We start from the raw sequence: 25,429 nt of genomic DNA on the forward strand, positions 1-25,429 counted from the left end.
GGCCGGCTCAAGATCAGCCGCGCTGTCGCGCGGCTTTCTTCGTCTCGGGGCAGTCCCAGACCACGAAGTTAGAGGAGAGTCATGTCCACCGAGAAGATCGCCGCCGACCTGCGCACCGAGTTCGGCAAGGGCGCCGCGCGGCGCATCCGCCGCGAAGACAAGATCCCCGTCGTCGTCTACGGCCACGGTGCCGACCCCGTTCACCTGATCCTGCCCGGGCACGTCACGATGATGGCGCTCAAGCACGGCGGCGCCAACGCCGTCGTCGAGCTCGAGTTCGACGGCACCAGCCAGCTTGCGCTGACCAAGGACGTCCAGGTCGACCCGATCCGCCGCGTCATCGAGCACATCGACTTCGTCGCGGTGAAGAAGGGTGAGAAGGTCGTCGTCGAGGTGCCCGTGCACGTCATGGGCGAGGCCGGCCCGGAGACGCTGGTCGTCACCGAGAACGCCACGTTGCGTGTCGAGGTCGAGGCCACGCACATTCCCGAGTCGTTCGAGGTCTCGGTCGAGGGCGCCGAGGTCGGCACCCAGATCCTGGCCAAGGACATCGCGCTGCCCGGCGGCGCGGTCCTGGTGGACGACGAGGAGCTGCTGATCGTCAACGTCACCCAGCAGATCTCCGCTGAAGCCCTCGAGGCCGAGCTGGAGGAGGCCGAGGCCGGGGCTGGCATCGAGCGCGACGAGGAGGCTGCCCCGGTCGCACGCGCCGACGAGGCAACCGAGGCTGAGGGCTCCGACTCGGAGTGACTCCCACCGATGTCTGGCTGATCGTCGGGCTCGGCAACCCGGGCCCGGCGTACGCCGGTCACCGCCACAACATCGGCTACCTGGTCAACGACGAGTTGGCCGACCGGCTCGGTGCACCATTCCGTGCGCACAAGACCGGACGTGCCGACGTGGTGGAGGGGCGGTTGGGTCCGATCGGACCTGACTCACCCCGGGTCGTGCTCGCCCGGCCTCGTTCCTACATGAACGAGGTCGGCGGGCCGGTCAAGGGGCTGGCCACCTTCTACAAGGTGGCACCCGAGCGCATCGTCGCGATCCACGACGAACTCGATATCGCCTTCGGCACGCTGCGACTCAAGCTGGGTGGCGGCGACAACGGCCACAACGGTCTGCGTTCGATGCGATCCGCGCTCGGCACCGGCGACTTCCACCGGGTGCGCTGCGGCATCGGTCGCCCACCCGGCCGTCAGGATGTTGCCGACTTCGTGCTCTCCAACTACTCCTCGACCGAGCGGCGTGAGTTGCCCTTCCAGGTCGGCGACGCCGCGGATGCCGTGGAGACGCTGATCCAGCAGGGGTTGGAACGCGCCCAACAGCAGTTCAATTCGTGAAAGGGTCCTCCTCGTGACCGACTTCGTCCCCACCACCGTCCTGCCGACCGACGCCGACGACCACGTGCTTGCCCCCTGGCTCGCCGACGCCGCGGGTGAGCGGCTCCTGCAGGTCCGTGCGGAGGGACTCGAAGGTCGCGAACTCAAAGACGCCGGAGACCAGGCCGCACAGGCGGTGTTGGCGGCCTTGCTCGCCGAGCACCGACCCGACGACGCGGTGCTCAGTGAGGAAGCCCGCGACGACCTGGCCCGACTCGACGCGTCTCGGGTGTGGATCATCGATCCGCTCGACGGCACCCGTGAGTTCAGCGAACCGCCGCGCGACGACTGGGCCGTGCACGTGGCGTTGTGGCAGGACGGCGACCTGGTGGCTGGCGCGGTCGCGCAGCCGGCGTTGGGGGAGACGTTCAGCACCGCACAGGCACCGACCGTGCCGGCGCGTACGAGCACCCGCCCGCGCATCGCCGTCAGCCGGACCCGTCCGCCTGCGTTCGTCGAGGCGCTGGCCGCGGAGATCGACGCCGAGCTCGTCCCGATGGGCTCCGCGGGGGTCAAGGTGATCTCGGTCGTACGCGACCTCACCGACGCGTACGTCCACGCCGGTGGGCAGTACGAATGGGACAACGCTGCTCCCGTGGCCGTCGCCCGGGCGGCCGGCCTGTTCTGCAGCCGGGTCGACGGCTCGGAGTTGGCCTACAACCAGCGCGACGTGTCACTGCCCGACCTGATCGTGTGCCGTCCCGAACTGGCCGAGCAGATCGTGGATTTCGTACGCCGGCACGGCACCGACTGACGAGGGGTCACGAAATCCGGCCGAGGAGTCACGAAACGCAGGTCTCGGCCCAATCCGACGCCAGACCGTCCGAGATCGCCTGCACCTGCAAGCACACCTGCTCCTTGGGCTTGGCAGTCACGAGCAGCGACCGGTCCGCCGTACGCTGCGAGTCGCCGGTCTCCGGGCGTCGCCACAGATAGGAATCCACGCCACCCTCGGGTTCGGTCCAGGAGAACTTCACGCCCTTGGGCGTGCGCGCGGCCGTGACCTCGGGCGGTCCCGAGGGGCCGTCTCCCAGGGGAGCCGGCGTCGAGGACGTCTGGGGGACCTCGATCGGGTCCTTGGGACGCTCACCACCTCGGATGATCAGCCAACCCACGAGCACACTCACCACGAGCGCGCCACCCGCGAGCGCCACCAGAGCTGAGCGTCGCTTGGGCTCGACCGGCAGATCCTCCGCGGGACGAGGCCGCGAGGCAGACGCCACGCCCGGATCAGGGCCGACCACACGTGGGCTCGAGGTCGAGCTCACCGACACGGGCTTGGCCCGCGTGTAGTCGTCATCCTCGCGCGGCGACGCCTGCGCCGCAGACGGGGCGAAGCTCGGCATGCCACCCTCGACCGCGATGGTCGTACGCGCGAAGCCGAGGGCGGACTCGATCCGCTGCAACGCCAACGCCAGGTCCATCGCCGACTCGGGTCGGTGCGTCGGCTGCTTGGCCAGCGTCTGCTGGAGCAGCCGATCCAGTGCGGGTGGCACGTCCGCCCGCTGAGTCGCCGGAGGCGCGGCATGCAGGATCCGGGCGCTGAGCGCCCGCGTCGAGTTGTCGCCGCCGGGGATCGCGTACGGCGAACGCCCCACGAGCAGGTGCCAGATCGTGGCGCCGAGCGAATAGACGTCGGAGGCCACCGAGCCGTTGGAGCGCCCGTCGAGCATCTCCGGCGGCGACCACGGGTACGAGATGCGTACCTCGTCGTCCGCCGCGACCTCCTGCATCTTTCCCGCGATGCCGAAGTCGGTGAGCGCCGGCTCGTTGTAGGTCGTCACCAGCACGTTGCTGGGCTTGATGTCACGGTGCACCATGCCGACTCGGTGGGCGGTCTCGATCGCGCTGGCCAGTTTGATGCCGGTACTGATCGCCTCCTGGACCGTGAGCGGGGTGGACCGCACGCGTACGCCCAGATCCGGCGGCGGGCAGTAGCGCATCACCAGGAACGGGCGTCCGTCCGGCGCGGTGCCGGCCGTCAGCACCGGGACGATGAACGGGTGATCGCCCAACCGACCCATCGCGTTGGCCTCGGACGTGAACATCGTCCGTTCGCGTTCGTTGAGGGTGACGTCCTCGCGGACCACCTTGATGGCGACGCGCTGTTGTGGCCACTCCTGCTCATAGGCGAAGACGTCGGCGAAGCCGCCACTGCCGAGGTGTTCCAGGAACCGGTAGCCGGGAAGGACCGGTGGTCTCACTGCATGGTCTCCTGGGTCACTTCGAAGGTCACTGCATAGACGTCGGCCAGATCGAGCACCCAGCCGTGCTCCAGGACGTACGGCTCGTGCGGACGGATCAGCTCGGGCTCCCGGCCCGGCACGTGCAGCCTGGTGCCACCTTGGGAGCCGAGGTCGCGCGCCAGCACCAGCCAGCCGTCCAGTTCGATCTGGAGATGCATCCGGGACAGGTACGTCGACTCGGTCGGCAGGTGCACCAGGTGCGGCCAGCGTTCGCCACCGGGGACGGCAGCCGGGCGGCGCCCGAACACGATGCCGCGGTCGACCGGCACCATCTCGCCACTCGGCAGGCGCAGCACTCCGAGTTGCGGTCGCGGGATGCGGACGGGCTCCTGCTGGCCCACCGGCTGGTGGCACACGCGGCAGGACACCGCGAATGCCGGGGTGGGGTGTCCCAGTCCGCAGCGCATCGCCAGCACGGTCTCGCCGTCCTCGTGGCGAAACACGGTGTGCTCGACCGCCTCGTCGTTCTCTCCGGCTGCGGTTTCGAACTCACCAGAGAGCACCCGCATCATCGTGTGACCGTCGTGGTCGCCGGTGTCGCGTGGTTCCTCGGTCGGAGCGGGGACCACTTCGCGCGGGGGAGTCGCGACCTGGGGTGCGAAATGGTCCGCGACGGGCACGGGCGTCGGGCGTACGGCCGGCCGCGACGGTGGACTGCTGGCTCGGGCGGCCAGGATGTGTTCGGGTACGCCCGCGATCAGGGGTGCGCCAGACAGGGCGGCCGCACCTGAGTTCGCAGCCGCGGTGTGCACCAGCGAGACAGCGCAAGCGGACACGACGCCACCGATCAAGGGCAGTCGCGGGTCGGCCATCGCGCCCAGCGACAGGGTGCGCTCGGAGCCGTCGGTGCTCAACCTGCCCTCACCCCGAGTCGCGGACTCGGCGCCGCCAGGTGTCAGGTCGGCCACGACCATCGACGGCAGTTCGACGGGGAAGTCCTTCTCGATGCGCAAGACGACATCCTCCACGACGCTTCCGGGTCGCTGCAGGAGCCGCCAGATGTCGTCGAGGGTGCGCTGGCTCAACTCGGCCGACACCAGAACCCAGCGCGCGTCCATGCCGATCAGGGTGCCCTGGCCGGGCGCGTACGTCGCCGCGATGGCCATACGCATCTCCTCCCGAGTCCCCGTCAACCGATGTCAAGGCTATGCTCCCCGCCCTGCACCCCTGACATTCTCGTCGGAGGTCAAGGTTTCGTCACGCTCGTCTCGGGGCAGGTTCGCGCGCGAGCCAAGGCCTCCGCTCGGGCGCGGTGTCAACTCACGGTATTAACTAAGACGGGCGCGGCAGTTGTCGTGTCGCCAGCCACAAGTTTCGGGGAGAGCATGCGTCAGGGTGGATTCATACAGCGCCACCGTGTCGCGATCGCTTCCTACGCTGCGACTCTGTTGGCGGTCGGTGTGGTCGCGGGGTACGCGATCTCGGCCGACGGCTACGAGTCGCACAAGACGCGACTCAACGACGGCGGCATCTGGGTCACCGGCAACGCCGACGGAGTCTTCGGACGCTTCAACAAGCCCGTGGACCAGGTCGACGGATTCTGGTTCACCGAGCCCGACCAGGATCTCGACGTCGTCCAGCAGGGAGCCGCGGTCGTCGGGATCGATCGCACCTCGGCGCAGTTGATCGCCTTCGACCCGACCACCGTACGGGCGGCCGAGGGCGGGGAGGGCGCGCTGCCCGCAGGGGCCGACATCTTGATGGCCGGCGGCACGCTGGCCACCCTGGTGCCGAACAGCGGCGAATTGCGAGCCGTACGCGTGGACACCGCCGCCGGGAAGCCGCTCGTCAGTTCCGTGGCCGAGGGCGCCGAGCCGATCAAGGTCGGCAAGGGCGCCGCTATGACGATCACCAGCGCGGGTGAGGTCGTGGCCGTGTCGGCTGACAACGACCAGGTGACCCGACTCACTCCGGCGACCGGCGCGATGACCGGGTTCGCCAAGCCCAGCAAGGCCGAGGCCGGCTTCGACGTCGGGGCTTTGACGACCATGACCTCCGTCGGCAAACGCCTCGTGTTCCTCAATGGTGAGACCGGTCAGCTCAACGTCCTCGGTGGTGGTGCCGCGACGCTCGACGAGTCCGCCGTACTGCAACAACCCGGTCCGTCCGCGGACACCGTGCTCGTCAGCAGCGGCGGCGAACTTCTCGAGGTCGATCTGGACACCGGCGACATGACCGGGGTCGCGGAGGGATTCTCCGGGGACGCCACCCAGCCCGTACGCCTGGGGGCGTGCGTGTTCGGCGCCTGGTCGGGTGGCCAGGGTGAGGTCGTCGGCGCCTGCGGCTCCGACGAACCGCAACGCGAGTCGATCGCCGATGACGCCAGCGACCTCGTGTTCCGCGTGAACCGCGGCGAGATCCTGCTCAACGACCGCGCCAGTGGCGCGGTGTGGAACATCGACGACATCGTGCTGCGCCGCCTCGACAACTGGGATGCCCTGCGCGCGGACGACTCCAAGGACGAGGACAAGGACGACAACACCAAGAACCGAGAGGGCGAGGAGCAGCCTCCGCGTGCCAACCCCGACGAGATGGGCGCGCGCCCAGGGCGCCTCAGCGTGCAGCACCCCCTCGACAACGACACCGCAGGGGAGGGCCGGATCCTGGCCATCCGCGGCATCAACGCCAAGACGGGCCCGGGCGAGATCTCGATCGGTCCCGATCGCCAGACCGTCCAGATTCTGCTGCCCGCCGGCGCCACCGGCACCACGAACTTCACCTACGTCATCGACGACGGCCGCAAGGACATGGTCGCCCAAGCCACGGTCTCGGTCGCCGCGCGCGGGCGTGGCAGCAACGAGGACCCCGAATTGCGTACGGGCTACAAGCCGCGCCAGTGGACGGTGCCGGCCAGCGGCACCATCGACGTCCCCGTGTTGGGTGACTGGCGCGACCCGGCCGACAGCGACCTGGTGACGCTGGCCGGCGCGACGGCCGTAGGCGGGGAGCGATCGGGTGCGATGGCGCGTACGACCGGCGACGGCCGGATCCGATTCACCGCGCCCGCCGAGGGCGGGTCGGTGACGGTCAAGTACGACGTGTCGGACGGGTTCGGTCGCCCGGTGCAGAGCGAGTTGACCTTCGCGGTGCAGTCGCCGACCGCGACCGACTCGATCCCCGCCGTCGCCGAGCCCGACATCGTGGCGGGCGAGGTCGGGCAGCCGATCGTGATCCGCCCGCTGGGCAATGACCTGCCCGGTGCCGACCCCCTGGCCCCCGACGCCGTACTCGAACTTGCGGGGAAGGTGGCGGCCAAGGGTGGCCTGGAGGTCAAGACGGACCTGGCCGAGGGCACGATCACCGTACGGTCGCGCGTCGCCAAGACCTTCTTCTTGTCCTATGCCGCCGCGTTCGGCTCTGCGAAGAACTCCGAGGGCCAGATCCGTGTCGATGTGGTGGAGCCCAAGGGGGACGTCCCCCCGGTAGCGATGCCGGACCAGGCGACGGTCTTCGGCACTGCGCCCACGATGGTCGACGTGCTGGCCAACGACGTGGATCTGCGCGGTGCCGTGCTGGTCACCACGAGTGCCTCGGCCGAGACCGAGAACCAACTCGACCTCGCCGTGATCCAGGGACGCTGGATCAGCATCCGACCTCGACAGGCGGTGATGGAGCCCCAGGTGCAGGTGGTGCGCTACCGGATGACCAACGGCACCAGCCGCCCGGTCGAGGGCGAAGTCACCGTCATCCAGCGCGATGCGGTGGCGGACAACACCCCGGTGACCACGAACGACCGCGCCAAGGTGCGGGCGGGATCCGGCATCAGCGTGGCCGCGCTGGACAACGACTTCAGTCTGTCCGGCGAGCAGTTGAGCCTGGTGAGCGATGCCGGTGGCAAGTCGGCGGGAGAATTGCGCGTCACGGGTGGCGGGAAGGATGCCGAGCGAGGCTTCGCGTACGTCTCGGGGCGTCTGGTGCGCTACGTCGCTCCCGTGGCCACCGAACCGCAGTCCTTCCAGATCCACTACGTCGCGACCAATTCCGAGGGGCTGACGGCGCCCGGCACCATCACCGTCGACGTCGTGCCGACCAAGGCGCGCAATCAGCAACCGCAGCCGCCGACCCTTGAGGGCCGGGTCGTGTCGGGTGACACCGTGAAGCTGCGACTCCCAGGTGCCGATGTCGACCCCGACGGCGACGGTGTCACGATGACCGGCATCGCGTCCGCGCCGAAGTTCGGTCGGATCGTGCGGATCGGCGCCAACTCGATCGAATACCGGGCGTTCCCCGATCAGGGCGGCACCGACGAGTTCGGCTATTCGGTGATCGACGCCAACGGTGCGATCGCCGAGGGCGTCGCGCGCGTCGCCGTCGTCCCGGCCGGGATCCCGCAACCTCCCCTGGCGGTCAACGACACGGTGGTTGCGGCGCCCGATCGACAAGTCCGCGCCGACGTGATGGCCAACGACCTGATCGCCAGTGGTGACTACGCCACCGTGGAGCTCATCGAGCCCGTCCCCGACGGAGTGGAACTCGACGGCCCTCTCGGTCCCATCCTGGTGGACGCTCCAGCCGACGGCGGCAAGAACATCCAGGTGCGTTATCGACTCACCAACGGCATCGACGAGTCACCGGCCACCCTCACGGTGCGCACGGTCAAGGGGCACAACAACCCGCCCGTCGCCTTCGACGCATTCGGCAGCAGCAGGGACGGCGATGCCGTCAGCGTCGACGTGCTGAAGACGGCGTACGACCCGGACGGCGCGAAGGCCGACCTCTCGGTCGAGGTCTTCGGTCCCACCGAGAGCGCGCCGACCGTCGAGGGTGCCGAGGTCACGGTGACGCGCCGGGAGTTCCCCCAGGTCGTTCCCTTCCGCATCGTCGATGCCGACGGTGGCGCCGCGACCGCCTCCATCTTCGTGCCCGCCAAGGCGCACAACGCGCCTTACCTTCGTGAGGGTGCCCAGATCACGCTCGACCCGGGGACGCGACGGACCGTTCCGCTCGAAGACCTGATCGTCGACCCGGCGGGCGGCAGGGTGAGGCTGACCAGGACGGGCGCCGTGAGCGCGGCGCCGGGTTCCCTTGCGGCACGCGCGACGAACCGCACCTCCCTGGAGGTCATCGCTGCCAAGCAGCCGGGCCCGGGCGTGGCGATCGTGGAGGTCGTCTCGTCGAAGGAACCGGCCAAGGGCGAGCAGCAGGCCGAAGCCACCTTGAGCATCCCCGTCCAGGTCGGCAAGACCCGCCCTATCCTCAACTGCCCCCAAGAGCCGATCCGGATCGACGCAGGCGACACGTTGGACGTCCAGATCGCCGCCCGCTGCCATGTCTGGCTGGCCGATGAGGCAGCAGGGCAGGTTCCCGCTTTCGAGGCGAACTGGCGCAGTCAGGCCGAAGGTCTGTCGATCGCGTCCCAGGATGGTTCGCAGGTAAGTGTTCAGGCAGCGCCGGATGCTCGTGACGGCGCCGAGGGCGTGCTGGCCGTACGCGCAGACGGGTCGGCGCCCGGCCTCATCCGCTTCGTCGTGCGAGGCCGCGACGATGCCCCACAGCCTACCCTGACCACGGCGACGATCGACGACATGGAGCCGGGCGAGTCCAGGACCCTCGACCTGGCGCAATATTTCACTCCCGGTGTCACCGATCCCGAACCGACCATTCTCGAGACCACTCAGCGCACCAGACTCGACGCCGACATCTCGTCCAGCGGGACCGAGGTCACGATCCGGATGGGGCAGGGCGCGAACGGGCGTGCGGAGTTCCTGGTCCGGATGAGTGACGTGCCGCGCGCGCAGACCAGGCCGCGTCGCCAGGCGCAGGGTCTGATCGTGGTCAACGTGCTCGGTGCGCCCGAAGCTCCCTCGGCTCCGGTCGCGTCCGTGGGCAAGGTGAGCCAGACCGCCACGGTGTCGTGGCGCGCGGCCGTCGCCAACGGCTCGCCCGTGAGTGGCTATGAGGTCCAGCCTTCCGGGATGCGCGTGCGACCGTGCCGGACCACCTCGTGCGAGATCGACGGCCTGCAGAACGGGCAGGCGTACCGCTTCCGGGTGCGTGCACTCAGCGCTGCGGGGACCTCGCCTTGGAGCGGCTGGTCCAACTCAGTGCGTCCGGACGCCCGTCCGGGCCAGGTCGGCGCCCTCCAGCAGCGCAAGGCCGACGACGGGGTCATCGTGCTCAGTTGGTCGCGGCCCAAGGACGACACCTCGGTCGACGGCTACCTGGTCCGCTGGGACGGCCGGGAGAAGTCCGTCACCGACCCGGGCGTGCTGCTCAACGGGCTCAACAACAACCGTCGCTACAAGGTGCGGGTCTATGCCAGGAACTCGGTCGGGCTGGGTCCCGTACGTGAGGGCACGTTCCAGTCCCAGGGGCCGACGAAGCCCCCTGCGCCGCCGGCTGTGCTGCCCGAGGACGCGGGCGGTGAGCAGGCGACGCTGCGGATTCGGTGGGACGCGGTGCCGCCGAATGGTGAGGGAGACATCTACTACCGGGTGCTGCACAACGAACGCCCGGTGGGTCACTGCACCGACATCTTGGGCACCGAGTGCGTGATCACCAACGTCGTCTACGACGGCAGCGATCACTCCTTCCGCATCGGTGCCTACGTGCCCGGATACGAGTTGCCCCGCTACGGCACTCCCGCGACCTGGAAGGCGGTCACCTCGCCGGCACCCTTCGATCCCTCCTGGAGTGTGTCTCCGACCGGCGTCGACAACCAGGCGGTGTTGCGTTTCAGCGTGCCGAACCTGCACGCGTCCGGTGGCACCATCTCGGTCCTGGTGGATGGGGTGGAGCGATTGTCGCGAGATGCGCTCGCGACCAACGGCCGCGAGGTGATCACCGTGCCCGACAACGCCGGGCCGCACGCGGTGGCGCTGCGCGCATGCAACGACCATGGCCTGTGCAACCAGACGTCGGCACCCAAGAACGTGCAGACCTTCGGGCCTTTGCAGGAGCGCCACTTCATCGCCGTCAACAGTGCGGTGATCGATGGCAACAAGATCCAGTGGACGATCAACATCGACTCCAACGGCGATCCTGCCCAGTTGCGCGTACGCCGCGAGAACGGCACCGTCGAGGGCCCGTTCGTCGCCACCACGCCGGGGCAGCAGGTCTTCACCACGAGTGCGGTCGAGATCGGGTTCTCCGCGACCGAGGACATCGTGGTGTATCTGGAGGATCCCTCGACGGGTCGTGGCCCGGTGCAGATGGGCCGCACCTCGGTGCTGACAGCCAAGCCACCGGCCCCGACAATCGCGATCTCGAAGGGCACAGCCTGCAAGGACGGCACCACCAACCCGTGCAGCTTCTATCCGAACGGCTGCACAGAGGACTCCTGCGCCAAGATCCGGGTCGTGTGGTCCAACTTCCCCAGTGGGGTTCGTTGCAGTCTGCACGACCAGGCCGGCTACCAGATGGGCTTCGACGTGGACGCCGGCAGCGGCAACGCCGACTCGGGTGCCTACTACGCGACGGTCGGCGGCCAGATCTATGCCCGGTGTGACTTCGGCAGGGATGCGGCGGGCGATCCGGTGGTCGCGACCTCCAACACCCTCACCTGGCCCGGGTAGCCGGACCCTACGCAGCCTTCCCACGCCCTCCTAGAAAGCACCCGACATGGCACTCTCCACCGAACAGGCCGACTGGTTCAAGCAGACCTTCGACGCCCTCACCGACAACATGGCCAAGGCCGTGCTTGGCAAGCGGCACGTCGTACGCCTCGCGCTGACCTGTCTGCTCTCGGAGGGTCATATCCTCCTCGAGGACGTCCCTGGCACCGGCAAGACGATGCTGGCGCGCGCGCTGGCCAATACGGTCCAGGGCAGCAACGCCCGGATCCAGTTCACCCCGGACCTGCTCCCCTCAGACGTGACCGGCGTGACCGTCTACGACCAGCACAAGGGGACCTTCGAGTTCCACCCGGGGCCGATCTTCCACACCATCGTCTTGGCCGATGAGATCAACCGCGCCTCGCCCAAGACCCAGAGCGCCCTGCTCGAAGTGATGGAGGAGGGTCACGTGACCGTGGAGGGCACCCGGCATTCGGTCGGCCGTCCCTTCATGGTGATCGCGACGCAGAACCCCATCGAGCAGGCCGGGACCTATCGGCTCCCCGAGGCGCAACTCGACCGGTTCCTGATGAAGACCTCTGTCGGCTACCCAGACCGCGCCGCAACGGTCGAGCTCCTCGACAACGCCCGCGTGCGTGACCGCGCCGGCCTCGTCGCGCCGGTGATCACCGCGGAGACGATCGCGCAGATGAGCGAGTTGGCCGATGACGTGTACGTCGACCCGGCCGTCGTCGGCTACGTCGCCGAGATCGCCGAGGAGTCTCGTCGGCAACCCCACGTGAAGTTGGGACTGTCGCCGCGCGGCTGCCTGGCCTTCATCCGCGTAGCCAAGACGTGGGCGGCGGCGGACGGGCGCCAGATGGTCGTGCCCGACGACATCAAGCAACTGGCCGAGCCGGTGCTGTGCCACCGCCTGCTGCTGGATGCCGAGGCCCAGTTCAGCGGTGTCACCGTCGACGGCGTGATCGCGAACCTGCTCGACTCCGTGGCCCCACCGACCGACCGCGTCCACTGACCGCGACCCTGCTAGGCACTCGACCATGACCAGAATCCGCAGCCTCATCGCGCTGATCAACCCCTTGGGTTGGGCCGTCGCGGTCCTGGGGGGGTGCGCCGGGCTGGCCGCGTGGCTGCTGCACTGGCGTGAGTTGGCAATCTTGGCGGTCGCCTGCGGACTGCTCCTGGCCTTCGCGATCCCCTTCCTGATCGGCAGCACCAAGGTGGCTGTCCGGTTGGTGTTGGAGCCCGAGCGCGTGGTCGCAGGCGAGTCCGTGGCAGCAGGCGTCGACGTGGCGAACGTGTCGTCTCGCCGCATGCTGCCGACGCTGCTCGACCTGCCGGTCGGCACCGCGTCGCACCGCTACGGGCTGCCCAGCCTGCCTGCCGGCGCGCACCACGAGGAGGCATTCACGATCCGCACCGAGCGTCGTGGCGTGATCCCCGTAGGTCCCGCGACCACCAGGCGCGGTGACCCGGTGGGCCTGTTCTCCCGCGACGTCACCTGGACCGACCAGCGCGAGGTGCTCGTACGCCCACCGCTGGTGCCGCTGGATTCGTTGGGCGCCGGACTGCTGCGCGACCTCGAAGGCGTCTCGACCGATGCGGTGTCGCAAAGTGATCTCGCCTTCCACGCGCTGCGCGAGTACGTGCCCGGTGACGACCTGCGACACATCCACTGGCGCTCCTCGGCCAAGGTGATGGCAGCGGCAGGGGAGAGTCAACTGCTCGTGCGCCAATACCTCGACACCCGCCGCAGCCATGCCACGGTGGTGGTGGATGACTCTGAGGCCTCGTGGGGCGACGAGAACGACTTCGAGATCGCGATGTCGGTCGCCGCTTCGTTGGCGGTACGTGCCGTACTCGACGAGTTCGAGACCTCCTTCGTCTGCGGTACGCACGCCGCCACCGGGGCTGACGGCAATCGCGCCCTCGACGCGGTGTGCCGGGCCGAGTTGGGTGCTGACGGCGCCGGAATAGGCCTGGTCGGCGCTGCTCGGCGGGCCGCCGTGCTGGCTCCCGACACGAGCCTGCTGTTTCTCGTCGGAGGCGCCGAGACAACGTTCGAGACCTTCGAACGCGCAGGCGTGACCTTCCCGCCCGAGGTGCGCAAGGTGGCGCTGATGGTGACGCCCGGGGAGACCAGCCGCGGCATCGAGTCCGGTGGACTGCAGGTGCTGCGACTTGCCGTCAAGGAAGACCTGGGCGCCTTGTTGCGATGGAGTGTGCGATGAGCCGCCGACGTGCCGAGCGGTCGGTGCTGCCGACGCGCGACCAATGGTGGGACGCCGCCTTCCTGGTCGTGGGCTCCGCCACGGCCTTGCTCGGCCTCGGCTCGACCTACCCGGGATGGAGTTTCCTCGTGGTCGGGATGGCCGGCCTCCTGCTGGCGATGGTGATCGCTCATCTCACGCACGTGTCCCGGCTCCCCGGCGTGGCCGCTGTGGCGGGGGCGATCGTGGCGTTCTTCCTGCTCGGGCCGGTGTTGTGCCTGCGTGCCGAGGGCTACGTGCTGCCCGGTCCTGGAGCGTGGAGCGCCTTGACCGATCAGGTGGTCTTCGGCTGGAAGGACCTGCTGACGACGCTGCCGCCGATCGACGGACGCGGGCCGTTGCTGGTTCTGCCCTTCGTCCTCGGACTGTCGACCGGGTTGTTGGGCACGTTGGGTGCGCGAGTGCAGGCCGGGCCCGCCTGGCTGCGCGTCGTGCTTCCGGTCTTCGCGCCGCTGCTTCTGCTCGCCGCCGTGATCCTGCTCGGCCTGCGCCAGCCCCACCATCTGATGCTGTCTGGTGGGTTGACGGCGGCTGCGGCGTTGGGGTGGCTGATCCTGCGCTCGCACCGCACCCAGACCCAGGTGCGTGGTGGCGCGGGTCGTCTGAGCAGGCTTGCCGCCGGTGGCGCGATCTTGGCGCTGGCCGCAGGCGCCGCCAGCCCGGTGGCCACCTGGGCCACCGGGGGCGACGACAAGGGCCGGGTCGTGCTCAGGACGTACGTCGAACCCCCCTTCGACGTCGGGCAGTACCCGTCGCCGTTGGCCGGCTTCCGGACCTACGTCAAGTACCCGAGCAACCCACCCAAGAGCAACGTGTACGACCGCGAACTCCTCACGGTGCAGGGAATGCCGGCGGGACGACGACTGCGCTTCGCGGTGCTCGACAACTACGACGGCGTCGTGTGGGGTGCCTCCAATCAGGCGCTCCCCGGAGTCGACAACGACACCTATCAACGTGTCGGTCCCAGTCTCGACAACGACACCGACGGCGAGGAGATCGAGGCGAAGGTGGTGCTGGGCGAGGCGTACAAGGGCGTCTGGTTGCCGTTGGCCGGCAACTTGCAAGACATCGACTTCGAGACCCAGGCGGACCTGCACTCCCAGGAGTTCCGCTACAACCTCGAGGCCGCCGGCGGCGTGATGCCCACGGGCTTGCGTCCGGGCGACGCGTACACCTTCACGTCCGTGATCCCGGCCGACGACGTGACCGAGAAGGAGCAGCCGTCGGCCGTGCTGAGCAGTGCCGGGATGGACCAGCCGTGGCTGGTCGAGGCCGCTGACAAGCTGTCCGATCCCGCGGCGCCACCGATGCAGCGGGTCTTCCAGATCGCCAACAAACTGCACAGCCAGGGCAAGTACTCCGACGGAGTGGCGGGCCGCGAGGTCATCTACACGCCCGGTCACTACGTCGAGCGGCTGGGGCGCGGCTTCCTCAACGCGACTCAGATCGTCGGCAACGCCGAGCAGTACTCCGCGGCGATGGCACTGCTGGCCAACAGTGTCGGCGTGCCGGCTCGCGTCGTGCTGGGCGCCGTGGTGCCCGAAGGCGGCCAGGTCAAGGGTGCGGACGTGACCGCCTGGGTGGAACTTCGGGTCGCCGACGGATCCTGGCGCACGCTGTCGACCGAGACCTACATGTCGCGCCAGAAACCGGCTGACGAACAGACCAAGAAGAAGCAGCAACAGTCCGGCGTGGTCATCCCGCCCCCCGCGCAGGTGCCCCCGCCCTCCACGATGGGGGAGCAGACCGACACCGAGATCACCCCTCGCGTCATCAAGCAGGCGGAGAAGAAGAAGGCGATCGCCACGATGCCTTCGTGGCTGCGCGCGATCCTGCTGTACGCGGGTGGCCCGCTGCTCGGCATCGCGCTGCTGTTGGCGATGATCGTCGGGCTCAAAGTACTGCGTCGGCGCCGTCGTCGTACGGCTGGTGCGACCTCGTCGCGGATCGTCAGTGGCTGGCGGGAGTTGACCGACCATGCCCGCGACCTGGGCGTGGCCGTACCCACCCGCGGCGTCACCCGTAGCGAACAGGCGGCGCTGTTGCCGTCGGGGGGTGCGTCGGCGTTGGCCCGGCGTACGGATCTCGTGGTGTTCGCGCCGACGGCTCCCGACTCCGATGCGGTGACGGCGTACTGGGCCGAGGTGGCCGCCGAACGCCGCGCGCTCTCCGAGGGAGCATCACGGCTGCGACGCTGGCGCGCGGTCGTGGACCCGCGTACTCTGTTCCGGCGTTGACCCGGGGTGGTGGGGTGTTCGGCCGCGGTCCCCGGGAATTGGGGAAAGTCTCGGCCCCCTACTAGACTTCATCGGTCGGCCCAACGTGGGCTGCATTTCGCGGTGCCTCGCGGCTGCCCGGATCTCACGCTGACCAGCGTCCTAGTTGGTTCGTCGTGCGCCTGGGATTGAGGTGCCCGGACAGTTGCACGAGGTCCACCACGCACGCGTGGAGGTTCCCGGGTCGGCAGACGTTGATCGTCAAGAAACAAATGGTCATCTCACAGATTGCGGAGGACATGCCGAAGAAAGAAGGCGTGATCGAGATCGAGGGCACCGTCGTGGAGGCCCTCCCCAACGCCATGTTCCGAGTCGAACTCTCGAACGGACACAAGGTGCTCGCCCACATCAGCGGCAAGATGCGCCAGCACTACATCCGGATCCTCCCCGAGGACCGCGTGGTGGTGGAACTTTCTCCGTACGACCTCACGCGGGGTCGCATCGTCTACCGGTACAAGTAACCAGCCACCAGAAAGGCCTCCGTCATGAAGGTCAACCCCTCCGTCAAGCCCATGTGCGACAAGTGCAAGGTGATTCGTCGCCACGGTCGTGTCATGGTGATCTGCGAGAACCCGCGCCACAAGCAGCGTCAGGGCTGAGGAGTGAGCCCGGAGGTAGCGACGAAGTCGCTGCCGTAGGGCGAGCCCCGCAAAGCCCTGACAATTCAAGAACGGCAAGGCTGAAGCGCCGCGCTCGAAGAGCGCGGGGCGTGTCAGCCGCAGATTGAGCACGCCCTCCGGCCGAGCATGCGAGGCCGGAACGGGCGCGTCGGAAATCCCGCAACGGACAAGACGGCCCGACCAACTGAATAACACCACACATCGTGATCGCTAGGCCGTACGCCCGTACGGACCGAAGCCACCTCCGGAGCGTTGGCCGGAGCTTCGCCCAGGCAGGCGAAGACGCGACACGACCGAAACCACCGCAGATTCAAGAAAGGCCACCACATGGCTCGCCTCGTTGGTGTGGACCTGCCGCGCGACAAGCGCATCGAGGTCGCACTCACCTACATCTACGGCATTGGCCGTACCACCGCCCAGAAGCTCCTGGAGACCACCGGCGTCAGCCCGGACCTCCGTGTGCACCAGCTGGGTGACGAGGAGCTGGTCAAGCTCCGCGACGCGATCGAAGCCGAGTACAAGATCGAAGGTGACCTCCGTCGTGAGGTCCAGGCGGACATCCGCCGCAAGATCGAGATCGGCAGCTACCAGGGTCGCCGCCACCGCATGGGCCTTCCGGTCCGCGGTCAGCGCACCAAGACCAACGCCCGCACCCGCAAGGGTCCCAAGCGCACGGTTGCCGGCAAGAAGAAGGCCAAGTGACCGATTCCGCTGGTTGAGGAGCCCGCCAGCGGGCGCCCTCGTTGCCATCGGAGTCGTCGCGAGTCCTCTCGTACGAAGCTTCCAGACCAGAACCTCAGGAGTAATACATGCCTCCCAAGAGCCGACAGGCTGCGGCAAAGACCAAGGTCCGCCGCAAGGAGAAGAAGAACATCGCTCAGGGCGAAGCCCACATCAAGAGCACCTTCAACAACACCATCGTCACGATCACCGACCCGACCGGTGCGGTGATCTCGTGGGCGTCCGCCGGCACCGTCGGCTTCAAGGGCTCCCGCAAGTCCACCCCGTTCGCCGCGCAGATGGCTGCCGAGGCCGCCGGACGCCGGGCGATGGATCACGGCATGAAGAAGATCGACGTCTTCGTCAAGGGTCCGGGCTCGGGCCGCGAGACGGCGATCCGTTCGCTGGGTGCGATCGGCCTTGAGGTCGGCACCATCCAGGACGTGACCCCCACGCCGCACAACGGCTGCCGGCCCCCGAAGCGGAGGCGTGTGTGACCGGTGGTTTCGAGACGCCTGCTTTGCAGGCTCCTCAACCACCGGGCGTACGCCCTCTCATCCAGGACTTGAAGGAGAACTAGAACAATGGCCCGTTACACCGGTCCCTTGACCAAGAAGTCGCGTCGTCTCGGCGTCGACCTGGTCGGCGGCGACGCCGCATTCGACAAGCGCCCCTACCCTCCCGGCCAGCACGGCCGCGGTCGGATCAAGGAGAGCGAATACCTGCTCCAGCTTCGTGAGAAGCAGAAGGCCCGCTACACCTACGGCATTCTGGAGCGCCAGTTCCACAACTACTACACCGAGGCGAGCCGCCGTCAGGGCAAGACCGGTGACAACCTGCTCCAGCTGCTCGAGTGCCGTCTGGACAACGTCGTCTACCGTGCCGGCTTCGCGCGTACGCGTCGCCACGCCCGCCAGCTCGTCACGCACGGTCACTTCCTGGTCAACGGCCGCAAGGTCAACGTGCCGTCGTTCCAGGTCACGCAGTACGACATCATCGACGTGCGCGAGAAGTCGCTGGAGATGACCCCGTTCATCGTGGCTCGTGAGACCCACGGTGAGCGCATCGTTCCGGCGTGGATGGAGGCGCACCCCAACCGGATGCGCATCCTGGTGCACCAGGTGCCGACTCGCGACCAGATCGAGATGCCCATCCAGGAGCAGTTGATCGTGGAGTTCTACTCCAAGAAGTGATCCGGTGGCTCCCCGGCCCTCCGGGGAGCCCTCCCAAACTCCATCTCCGCCAACCTCGCAGATTCGGGCCCGTCAAATAGCGGTCGAGCCCGGAAAGGAAGAAATCAGTGCTTATCGCACAGCGCCCCACCCTGTCGGAGGAGACCGTCGACGAGTTCCGCTCGCGGTTCGTCATCGAGCCTCTGGAGCCCGGCTTCGGCTACACCCTCGGCAACTCGCTTCGCCGTACGCTCCTCTCCTCGATCCCCGGTGCCTCGGTCACCAGCATCAAGGTCGACACCGTCCTGCACGAGTTCTCGACCATCGAGGGCGTCAAGGAAGACGTCACCGAGATCATCCTCAACCTCAAGGGCCTGGTCGTCTCCTCCGAGCACGACGAGCCCGTCACCATGTACCTGCGCAAGCAGGGTGCCGGTGACGTGACCGCCGCCGACATCGCGCCGCCGGCCGGTGTCGAGGTGCACAACCCCGACCTCAAGATCGCGACCTTGTCCGACAACGGCAAGCTCGAGATGGAGCTGGTCGTCGAGCGTGGCCGCGGCTACGTGTCTGCGGTGCAGAACAAGGGTGCCGACAACGAGATCGGCCGAATGCCGGTCGACTCGATCTACAGCCCCGTGCTGAAGGTCACCTACAAGGTCGAGGCCACCCGTGTCGAGCAGCGTACGGACTTCGACAAGCTCGTCATCGACGTCGAGACCAAGCCCTCGATCCGTCCCCGCGACGCGATCGCGTCGGCCGGCAAGACGCTGGTCGAGCTCTTCGGTCTTGCCCGTGAGCTCAACGTCGAGGCCGAAGGCATCGACATCGGCCCGTCGCCCGTCGACGAGCAGCTTGCTGCCGACCTGGCACTGCCGGTCGAGGACCTGCAGCTCACCGTGCGTTCCTACAACTGCCTCAAGCGCGAGGGCATCCACACCGTGGGTGAGCTCATCGGTCGCTCGGAGCAGGACCTCCTCGACATCCGCAACTTCGGTGCGAAGTCGATCGACGAGGTCAAGGCCAAGCTCGTCGAGATGGGTCTGTCCCTGAAGGACAGCGCCCCCGGCTTCGACCCGCACGCTGCGCTCGCGGCGTACGGCGACGATGACGACTACGGCGACGAGGCCTACATCGAGGACGAGCAGCTCTAAATCCCCAACCCTCTACTCCGGTACCTGACACGGCCGGGGAGAAACGAGAAACATCATGCCTACCCCCAAGAAGGGTCCCCGCCTCGGCGGCAGCCCCGCGCACCAGCGCCTGATGGTCGCGAACCTGGCCACCCAGCTCTTCGAGCACGGCCGGATCACCACCACCGAGGCTCGGGCGCGGTTCCTGCGCCCGGTCGCGGAGAAGCTGATCACCAAGGCCAAGAAGGGTGACCTGCACAACCGTCGCGAGGTCCTCAAGACCATCCGCGACAAGTCGGTCGTGCACGTGCTGTTCACCGAGATCGCCCCGCAGATGGCGCAGCGGCCCGGCGGCTACACCCGCATCACCAAGCTCGGTCCGCGCAAGGGCGACAACGCCCCCATGGCGGTCATCGAGTTGGTGACGGAGGCCTACGACCCCAAGCCGTCGGCGTCGAAGAAGAAGGCCGAGCCGGTTGCGGCTGCACCTGACGCCACCGACCCGGTCGAGGCCAAGGCCGAGGACGCGGACATCGCGACCTTCGCCGAGGTCGCGGGCGACGGTGACGCCGAGGTCGGCGCGGAGACCGAGGGTGGCGTGTCCGGCAAGTACGCCGGATCGCACGCGCCGCTGGAGAACGCCGACGAGGCTCCCGAGGGCTTCCCGATCAAGGGCAACGAAGACTCGATGAAGTTCCACGAGCCCGACGGCCAGTGGTTCGACCAGACGGTCGCCGAGGTGTGGTTCGACTCCGTCGAGTCCGCCGAGGCCGCTGGCTTCACCCGCGCCGGCGAGTGATCTGATCTAGCGACAAGTGGCCCGTCCCCGATGGGGGGCGGGCCACTTGGCATTTCATGCGGTACGAATTGCCCATGACGCATGCGTTGGTGATCGGCGAGGCCCTGGTCGACGTGGTGCGCCGCGAAGGTGAGCCCGAGGTCGCGTACGCGGGAGGTTCGGCGGCCAATGTCGCCGTCGCACTGGCCCGCCTGGAGCGAGACGTACGCTTCGCCACCTGTTTCGCCGAGGACGACTACGGCGCACTCATCGCGGCGCAGTTGTCCGATTCACGGGTGCGGCTGGCCGTCGACCCGCACACGATCGGGCGTACGTCTTCGGCAATCGCCAGCATCCAGCCCGACGGCTCGGCGGAGTATGTCTTCGACCTCGACTGGCGTCCGGCGGATCCTGGTGAGGACGTCCCGCTGGTGATTCATACGAGTTCGATCGGAGCCGTCCTGGAGCCGGGGGCGGATACCGTGCTGGAGGTGTTGGAGCGCTTCGCCGCCCGCGCGAGCATCTCGTACGACATCAATGCGCGACCGAGCATCACCGGAACCGGCCCCGAGGTGATCGAACGCGTCGAGCGACTCGTGTCCATCGCGGATGTGGTGAAGGCCTCCGACGAGGACTTCGAGGCGCTGTGGCCGGAGCGTTCCATGTCGGAGTCGTTGTGGGCGTTGTCCGAACTCGGCCCCGCGGCGGTGATCGCGACGCGAGGTCCCCAGGGGGTTCGTTTCGTCGCCGGTGGACAGGAGGAGACCGCGCCTGCGGTGCCGACCTCGGTGGCGGACACCATCGGCGCAGGCGACACGTTCGGCGCCGGACTCATCGACGCACTATGGCAGCGTGACCTGCTCGGCGCGGCCCGACGAGACGCCTTGGCCGAGCTGACCGCGCAGGAGTGGGTCGATCCGTTGCACTGGGCGGCGCGCTGCGCCGCGATCACGGTGTCCAGGCCGGGGGCTGACCCGCCGCGAAGGGCTGACCTGGCATAGCCGGTGTCGGTTTGGTGGTGAGCACGTCCAGGCCCCAGCACAAGGCGCCGATGAAGACCGGTTGGGCGAAGCCCAAAATCATCGAGATCAGCCCCAGCAGCCAGGTCGGCACGTTGCCCACAAGGGTCGGGAACCAGGCGAAGTAGCCGGCCAAGATCACGAATCCGGTGACCAAGCCCACTGGCCACACCCGTCCGTGGCGACGCGCCAGTCCCCACGCCAGCACAACGCCCAACGTGGAGATGATCCCCAGCACTGCGAAGGCAATCCGGAAACGGTCATATACCTCGAAGGAATAGCCCGTACCCCAGATCAGTGAGGGGATGAGGCTGGCCGTCGCAGCGGCGGCGACGGCCAGCAGGGCGTACGAACGCCGCTGTGCCGTGCGTGCACGCCAGCCCACGATCAGGGCCGCCAACCCGAAATAGAGCAGGGTTGACAACACGACCGCGGCAGTGAACCACCCGCCGACGATGGACAGGGCCCACGAGGTGATGGCGTTGACCACGATCGAGATGAGGAACGCGCCGCCTAGGACCGCAGCGGAGATCAGGGTCTCGCTCGGCGGGTCGGCCGTACGCCGGGTGTCGAGCCCAGCCGCGCCATGGGAAACGGTCATGTCGCGGATTGTTGCCCTCGGTGAGCATCGGGGACAGGTAGTTCACCAGGGCGGTCGGCTCGCGCGCGCTGAGCCGGAGGGCTTCTCACTCACGCATTGCGCGCGGCCTGGATAGCGGCCAGATCGAGGCGACGCATCCCGAGCATCGCCTGGGTCGCGCGCTGGTTCTCCTCGGGTGTTCCCCCTGACAATGCCTCCACGAGACCGTCGGGGATGACCTGCCACGACAGTCCGTACTTGTCCTTGAGCCAGCCGCACTGGCTCTCCTCGCCTTCGGCGACCAGCGTGTCCCAGAGCAGGTCGGCGGTTGCCTGATCGGGCAGGGTCACCTGGAGCGAGACGGCTTCGTTGAGGGTGAAGTGCGGCCCGCCGTTGAGGCCGGTGTACGGCACTCCGGCCAACGTGAACTCCACGACGAGTGGCTCCCCGTCGGGACCGCCGGGTGACGACCCGGTGATCAGCGAATCGGGCAGCAACGAGGTGTAGAACTCGGCGGCGTGGCGGGCCTGGTCGTCGAACCACAGGCACGTGGCCAGGCCGGTCACGGCGGTGATGGTGGACACCGGTGAACCGTACCGCCAACTCAACCCAGGTAGGTGTGGACCAGCGACACCACGCTCGCCCCCTCGCCGCTGGCAGCGGCGACGCGTTTCATCGACCCCGCGCGGATGTCCCCGGCCGCGAAGATCCCCGGCACCGTGGTGGCCAGATCGGCGGGCGGTATTCCGTCGGACCAGGCCCGCTGGGGCACGTCACGCCCGGTGAGCACGAAACCACGCTCGTCGCGGGCGACTTCGGGTGACAGCCAGTCGCAGCGGGGTTCGGCGCCGAGCAGCAGGAAGAGCCCGCGGACGTCTCGCCGGACGCGCTCGCGAGTGTGCAGGTTCTCGATCTCGACCCACTCCAACGCCGCCTCGCCGCCGCCGTTCACGATGTGGGAGTCGCCCACAACCTGGATCCTCGGGCTGAACTCGATCTCGTGGATCAGGTACGCACTCATCGTGGCGGTGAGGTCGGGGCGGCGTACGAGGATCGTCACCGATCTGGCGAACCGGGCCAGGTGGACGGCGGCCTGGCCGGCGGAGTTGCCGCCGCCGACCACGATCACATCCGCCCCCTGCATCTCCCGGGCCGCCGCCATCGCCGCGCCGTAGTGCACCCCGCGCCCGACAAGCTCCTCCAGCTCGGCAATGTCGAGGCGCCGGTAGGCGACACCGGTCGCGATCACGACGGCACGGGCGCGCACGTCGCCACCGTCCGTGCGTACGACGTGCGGCTCACCGTCACGTCCTACCGATAGCGATTCCACCGGCCAGCCGGTGAAGAAGCGCGTGCCGAAGCGCAAGGCCTGCGTCCGCGCGCGCTGGGCCAGTCGCATCCCGGAGATGCCACGTGGGAATCCGAGATAGTTGCGGATCATCGAACTCGTCCCGGCCTGACCGCCGATCACGTCACTCTCGATGGTCACCGTCGACAACCCCTCCGAGGAGCCGTACACGCTCGCGGCCAGACCGGCCGGTCCCGCGCCGACCACGCACAGGTCGACGACCTCGGTGACGTCGATGTCGTCGGGGCGGCCGTAGAGGCGGGTGGAGATGTCGCGTACCGAGGTGATGTGGGTGGCTTCGAGTCCGAACGCGTCCACGACCGGCCAGTGGTCGGCGGGTCCGGTGAAGCGCGCCACCACTTCGCGTCCCACGTCGCTGTCGGGATGGTGGATCTGGCAGGGCGCGCCGACGCGGTCAGCGAATTCCTTGAGGGCGTACGCCAACCCGTCACGCGTGGGCGAGATGATCTTCATCGAATCGACGACGGGCGCGGCCACCGTCGCTCCCCAGTCGTTGAGCAACTCGACGATCGCGGAGTGGAACTCCTCGTCGCGCACTCCACGAGGCAACAACAAGAACGCGTCGAAATCGCCGGCTGCCTGGCCCGGACGAAACGCCGGGCCTTCCTCGCGGAACCTCGACCACGGCGACAACACGACGCGCTTGGCGGTCGGGAGGTATCTGCGCATCTTGCCGATCGCCTCCAACACCGCAGCGTCGGGCAGCACGGTCTCGGTGACGAACAACGCGACCGGCACGTCCGCTTGGCCGAGTTCGTACGCACACCGGTACGCCTCGGCGGCACTGCGGCAGACCCGGACGTCGTACTCGCGCGCATAGCGGGCGAACTGTGCCTCAAGGACATCGGCGTGGTCGGCGCTGATCAAGACGATCGCGGGGTTGGCGGCCATGGCGCTCACTCTAGGGAGGCCCGGCTCTAGGGTGGGCGCGTGCGGATGCGGATCGACCTCGCCTACGACGGGACCGGCTTCCATGGCTGGGCGGCGCAGCCGGGTCTGCGTACGGTCCAGGGTGAGTTCGAGGCGGCGTTGTCGACGGTGCTGCGGGTGCCCGAACTTGCCGCGGTGGTGGCAGGTCGTACGGACACGGGCGTGCACGCGCGGGGACAGGTCGTCCACGTGGACGTGCCCAGCGGAGTCGTCGAGGAGTCGGCGGGCCGGGCACTCGGAGATCCGTACGACGCGCTGGTCCGTCGGTTGAACGGCGTGCTGCCGGTCGACGTCCGGGTGAGCCGCGCCCTGCCCGCCGCCCCCGGATTCGACGCGAGATTCGGCGCGACCTGGCGCCGCTATGTCTACCGCGTGACCGATGGCGTACCCGACCCGCTGACGCGTGGATTCGTGCTGTCCTGGCCCAAAGCCCTCGACGTGGACGCGATGAACGAGGCGTCGGCGCAGTTGCTCGGGCTTCGCGACTTCGCGGCCTTCTGCAAGCGCCGCGAGGGGGCGACGACGATCCGTACGCTGCTCGACTTCAGGTGGGCACGCGACGGCGCCGCCCTCACGGCACACGTTCGCGCCGACGCGTTCTGTCACTCCATGGTGCGCTCTTTGGTGGGATGTGTGCTCGCGGTGGGGGACGGACGACGCGGCGTGCGCTGGGCCGCGCAGGTCGCGGCGGCAGCCGTACGCGACTCCGCCGTCGCCGTGGCCCCGGCGCACGGCCTGACCTTGGAGGAGGTCGGCTACCCGGTCGATGCCGAACTCGAGGCCCAAGCAATCCGCGCCCGATCCAGGAGAGATGCATGAGCGACGACCACTACTTCGCCGCCGATCCCGGCGTCCCCTTCGAGCGCGAATCCTTCAGCTGCGAGGTGTGGGGACGTGAGTTGACGCTGACCTCCGGCGCGGGCGTCTTCAGCCGGGGTCACCTCGACCATGCGACCGGCGTGCTGTTTCGCGAGGTCGAGGCTCCGGTGCAGGGACGGTTCCTCGATCTGGGTTGTGGCTATGGCGTGATCGGGCTGGCGATCGCACAGGCGGTGCCGTTGGCCAACGTGATCGGCGTCGACGTCAACGAACGCGCGGTGGCGCTGGCCAACGAGAACGCCCGCGCGTTGGGGCTCTCGGGTCGTTTCGTCGCCACGCTTCCGGCGCAGGTGCCCAGCGACTGGTCCTTCGACGAGATCTGGTCCAACCCGCCGATCCGGATCGGCAAGGCGGCGCTGCACGACCTGCTGTTGACCTGGCTGCCCCGGCTGGAGCCAGGGGGACGGATGGTGATGGTGGTCGGCAAGAACCTCGGCGCCGACTCGCTCCAACGTTGGCTCGGCGAGCAGGGCTGGCCGACCACCAGGCTGGCGTCGGCGAAGGGCTTCCGGGTGCTGGAGTCGCGGCGCTGACCGCTCGGCTG

21 protein-coding genes and 1 pseudogene are annotated in these 25,429 nt (G+C 68.3%); 17 read left to right on the forward strand and 5 right to left on the reverse strand.

The window, feature by feature from the left end; genetic code table 11:
* The first annotated feature begins 81 nt into the window (after positions 1-81).
* The 3 genes from V9G04_02670 to V9G04_02680 are packed head-to-tail and all read left to right on the forward strand — an operon-like array spanning position 82 to position 2,133.
* Positions 82-750 carry a 50S ribosomal protein L25/general stress protein Ctc gene (locus V9G04_02670; GenBank protein ID MEI2712208.1) on the forward strand — a complete coding sequence of 223 codons (669 nt, stop codon included), beginning with the start codon at positions 82-84 and terminating at the stop codon, positions 748-750.
* Positions 747-1,340 (forward strand): aminoacyl-tRNA hydrolase, encoded by a 594-nt coding sequence (gene pth, locus V9G04_02675; protein ID MEI2712209.1) that lies wholly within the window; start codon positions 747-749, stop codon positions 1,338-1,340. The genes V9G04_02670 and pth overlap by 4 nt, the downstream gene beginning before the upstream one ends.
* 13 nt (positions 1,341-1,353) lie before the next feature.
* A complete protein-coding gene (locus tag V9G04_02680; protein MEI2712210.1) occupies positions 1,354-2,133 on the forward strand; it encodes a 3'(2'),5'-bisphosphate nucleotidase CysQ in 780 nt (259 codons plus the stop codon).
* 28 nt (positions 2,134-2,161) lie between these two features.
* On the opposite strand, the gene V9G04_02685 is transcribed toward V9G04_02680, so the two are convergent.
* Positions 2,162-3,583, reverse strand: coding sequence for a protein kinase (locus V9G04_02685; GenBank protein MEI2712211.1), 1,422 nt, complete (start codon positions 3,581-3,583; stop codon positions 2,162-2,164).
* A complete protein-coding gene (locus tag V9G04_02690; GenBank protein ID MEI2712212.1) occupies positions 3,580-4,731 on the reverse strand; it encodes a hypothetical protein in 1,152 nt (383 codons plus the stop codon). The genes V9G04_02685 and V9G04_02690 overlap by 4 nt, the downstream gene beginning before the upstream one ends.
* A 282-nt stretch (positions 4,732-5,013) precedes the next feature.
* On the opposite strand from V9G04_02690, the gene V9G04_02695 reads away from it, so the two are divergent.
* The 12 genes and pseudogenes from V9G04_02695 to V9G04_02750 all read left to right on the forward strand — a co-directional run bounded on the left by V9G04_02695 (position 5,014) and on the right by V9G04_02750 (position 21,109).
* Positions 5,014-11,139, forward strand: coding sequence for an Ig-like domain-containing protein (locus V9G04_02695; protein ID MEI2712213.1), 6,126 nt, complete (start codon positions 5,014-5,016; stop codon positions 11,137-11,139).
* Between the two features lie 46 nt (positions 11,140-11,185).
* The gene (locus V9G04_02700) at positions 11,186-12,154 is read left to right on the forward strand and encodes a MoxR family ATPase (GenBank protein MEI2712214.1); all 969 of its coding nucleotides are present in this window, start codon (positions 11,186-11,188) and stop codon (positions 12,152-12,154) included.
* A 25-nt stretch (positions 12,155-12,179) separates the two neighbouring features.
* On the forward strand, positions 12,180-13,370 hold the full coding sequence (locus V9G04_02705; protein MEI2712215.1) for a DUF58 domain-containing protein: 1,191 nt from the start codon (positions 12,180-12,182) through the stop codon (positions 13,368-13,370).
* Positions 13,367-15,646, forward strand: a complete 2,280-nt coding sequence (locus V9G04_02710) for a transglutaminase-like domain-containing protein (protein MEI2712216.1) — start codon at positions 13,367-13,369, stop codon at positions 15,644-15,646. Before V9G04_02705 ends, V9G04_02710 begins: the two co-directional genes overlap by 4 nt.
* Before the next feature lie 278 nt (positions 15,647-15,924).
* The gene (gene infA / locus V9G04_02715; GenBank protein ID MEI2712217.1) at positions 15,925-16,146 is read left to right on the forward strand and encodes a translation initiation factor IF-1; all 222 of its coding nucleotides are present in this window, start codon (positions 15,925-15,927) and stop codon (positions 16,144-16,146) included.
* Between the two features lie 24 nt (positions 16,147-16,170).
* On the forward strand, positions 16,171-16,284 hold the full coding sequence (gene rpmJ / locus V9G04_02720) for a 50S ribosomal protein L36 (GenBank protein ID MEI2712218.1): 114 nt from the start codon (positions 16,171-16,173) through the stop codon (positions 16,282-16,284).
* A gap of 348 nt (positions 16,285-16,632) precedes the next feature.
* Positions 16,633-17,007, forward strand: a complete 375-nt coding sequence (gene rpsM, locus V9G04_02725; GenBank protein ID MEI2712219.1) for a 30S ribosomal protein S13 — start codon at positions 16,633-16,635, stop codon at positions 17,005-17,007.
* Between the two features lie 107 nt (positions 17,008-17,114).
* Complete coding sequence (rpsK, locus tag V9G04_02730) at positions 17,115-17,522, forward strand: 30S ribosomal protein S11 (protein ID MEI2712220.1); 408 nt, start codon at positions 17,115-17,117, stop codon at positions 17,520-17,522.
* A gap of 87 nt (positions 17,523-17,609) precedes the next feature.
* Entirely contained in the window at positions 17,610-18,218 is a 609-nt protein-coding gene (gene rpsD / locus V9G04_02735; GenBank protein ID MEI2712221.1) for a 30S ribosomal protein S4, read from the forward strand.
* Between the two features lie 107 nt (positions 18,219-18,325).
* The gene (locus tag V9G04_02740; GenBank protein ID MEI2712222.1) at positions 18,326-19,351 is read left to right on the forward strand and encodes a DNA-directed RNA polymerase subunit alpha; all 1,026 of its coding nucleotides are present in this window, start codon (positions 18,326-18,328) and stop codon (positions 19,349-19,351) included.
* A gap of 55 nt (positions 19,352-19,406) precedes the next feature.
* A pseudogene (rplQ, locus tag V9G04_02745) lies at positions 19,407-19,760 on the forward strand (50S ribosomal protein L17).
* Between the two features lie 443 nt (positions 19,761-20,203).
* On the forward strand, positions 20,204-21,109 hold the full coding sequence (locus V9G04_02750) for a carbohydrate kinase (protein MEI2712223.1): 906 nt from the start codon (positions 20,204-20,206) through the stop codon (positions 21,107-21,109).
* Here the strand turns inward: V9G04_02750 and V9G04_02755 are convergent.
* The 3 genes from V9G04_02755 to V9G04_02765 form a co-directional block, all read right to left on the reverse strand.
* Positions 21,057-21,728 carry a hypothetical protein gene (locus V9G04_02755; protein ID MEI2712224.1) on the reverse strand — a complete coding sequence of 224 codons (672 nt, stop codon included), beginning with the start codon at positions 21,726-21,728 and terminating at the stop codon, positions 21,057-21,059. The genes V9G04_02750 and V9G04_02755 overlap by 53 nt on opposite strands.
* Positions 21,729-21,817: 89 nt before the next feature.
* A complete protein-coding gene (locus V9G04_02760; GenBank protein ID MEI2712225.1) occupies positions 21,818-22,291 on the reverse strand; it encodes a VOC family protein in 474 nt (157 codons plus the stop codon).
* Between the two features lie 20 nt (positions 22,292-22,311).
* Positions 22,312-23,967 (reverse strand): FAD-dependent oxidoreductase, encoded by a 1,656-nt coding sequence (locus V9G04_02765; GenBank protein MEI2712226.1) that lies wholly within the window; start codon positions 23,965-23,967, stop codon positions 22,312-22,314.
* Positions 23,968-24,006: 39 nt separating this feature from the next.
* On the opposite strand from V9G04_02765, the gene truA reads away from it, so the two are divergent.
* Together truA and V9G04_02775 are read left to right on the forward strand one after the other, a co-directional pair.
* Positions 24,007-24,825: a tRNA pseudouridine(38-40) synthase TruA gene (gene truA, locus V9G04_02770; GenBank protein MEI2712227.1), complete on the forward strand. Its 819-nt coding sequence runs from the start codon at positions 24,007-24,009 to the stop codon at positions 24,823-24,825.
* On the forward strand, positions 24,822-25,418 hold the full coding sequence (locus tag V9G04_02775; protein MEI2712228.1) for a methyltransferase: 597 nt from the start codon (positions 24,822-24,824) through the stop codon (positions 25,416-25,418). Before truA ends, V9G04_02775 begins: the two co-directional genes overlap by 4 nt.
* The last annotated feature ends 11 nt before the right edge of the window (positions 25,419-25,429 follow it).

The sequence above is a fragment of the Nocardioides sp. genome (assembly GCA_037045645.1).
Lineage (GTDB): Bacteria > Actinomycetota > Actinomycetes > Propionibacteriales > Nocardioidaceae > Nocardioides.

What these genes read in the sequence shown, in the direction of transcription:
- V9G04_02765 (MEI2712226.1), bottom strand. Translation starts at nt 23,967, where the DNA reads ATGGCCGCCAACCCCGCGATCGTCTTGATCAGCGCCGACCACGCCGAT.
- V9G04_02690 (MEI2712212.1), bottom strand. Translation starts at nt 4,731, where the DNA reads ATGGCCATCGCGGCGACGTACGCGCCCGGCCAGGGCACCCTGATCGGC.
- rpsM (MEI2712219.1), top strand. Translation starts at nt 16,633, where the DNA reads ATGGCTCGCCTCGTTGGTGTGGACCTGCCGCGCGACAAGCGCATCGAG.
- infA (MEI2712217.1), top strand. Translation starts at nt 15,925, where the DNA reads ATGCCGAAGAAAGAAGGCGTGATCGAGATCGAGGGCACCGTCGTGGAG.
- V9G04_02750 (MEI2712223.1), top strand. Translation starts at nt 20,204, where the DNA reads ATGACGCATGCGTTGGTGATCGGCGAGGCCCTGGTCGACGTGGTGCGC.
- rpsD (MEI2712221.1), top strand. Translation starts at nt 17,610, where the DNA reads ATGGCCCGTTACACCGGTCCCTTGACCAAGAAGTCGCGTCGTCTCGGC.
- V9G04_02710 (MEI2712216.1), top strand. Translation starts at nt 13,367, where the DNA reads ATGAGCCGCCGACGTGCCGAGCGGTCGGTGCTGCCGACGCGCGACCAA.
- V9G04_02755 (MEI2712224.1), bottom strand. Translation starts at nt 21,728, where the DNA reads ATGACCGTTTCCCATGGCGCGGCTGGGCTCGACACCCGGCGTACGGCC.
- rpmJ (MEI2712218.1), top strand. Translation starts at nt 16,171, where the DNA reads ATGAAGGTCAACCCCTCCGTCAAGCCCATGTGCGACAAGTGCAAGGTG.
- V9G04_02705 (MEI2712215.1), top strand. Translation starts at nt 12,180, where the DNA reads ATGACCAGAATCCGCAGCCTCATCGCGCTGATCAACCCCTTGGGTTGG.
- rpsK (MEI2712220.1), top strand. Translation starts at nt 17,115, where the DNA reads ATGCCTCCCAAGAGCCGACAGGCTGCGGCAAAGACCAAGGTCCGCCGC.
- V9G04_02700 (MEI2712214.1), top strand. Translation starts at nt 11,186, where the DNA reads ATGGCACTCTCCACCGAACAGGCCGACTGGTTCAAGCAGACCTTCGAC.
- V9G04_02775 (MEI2712228.1), top strand. Translation starts at nt 24,822, where the DNA reads ATGAGCGACGACCACTACTTCGCCGCCGATCCCGGCGTCCCCTTCGAG.
- V9G04_02670 (MEI2712208.1), top strand. Translation starts at nt 82, where the DNA reads ATGTCCACCGAGAAGATCGCCGCCGACCTGCGCACCGAGTTCGGCAAG.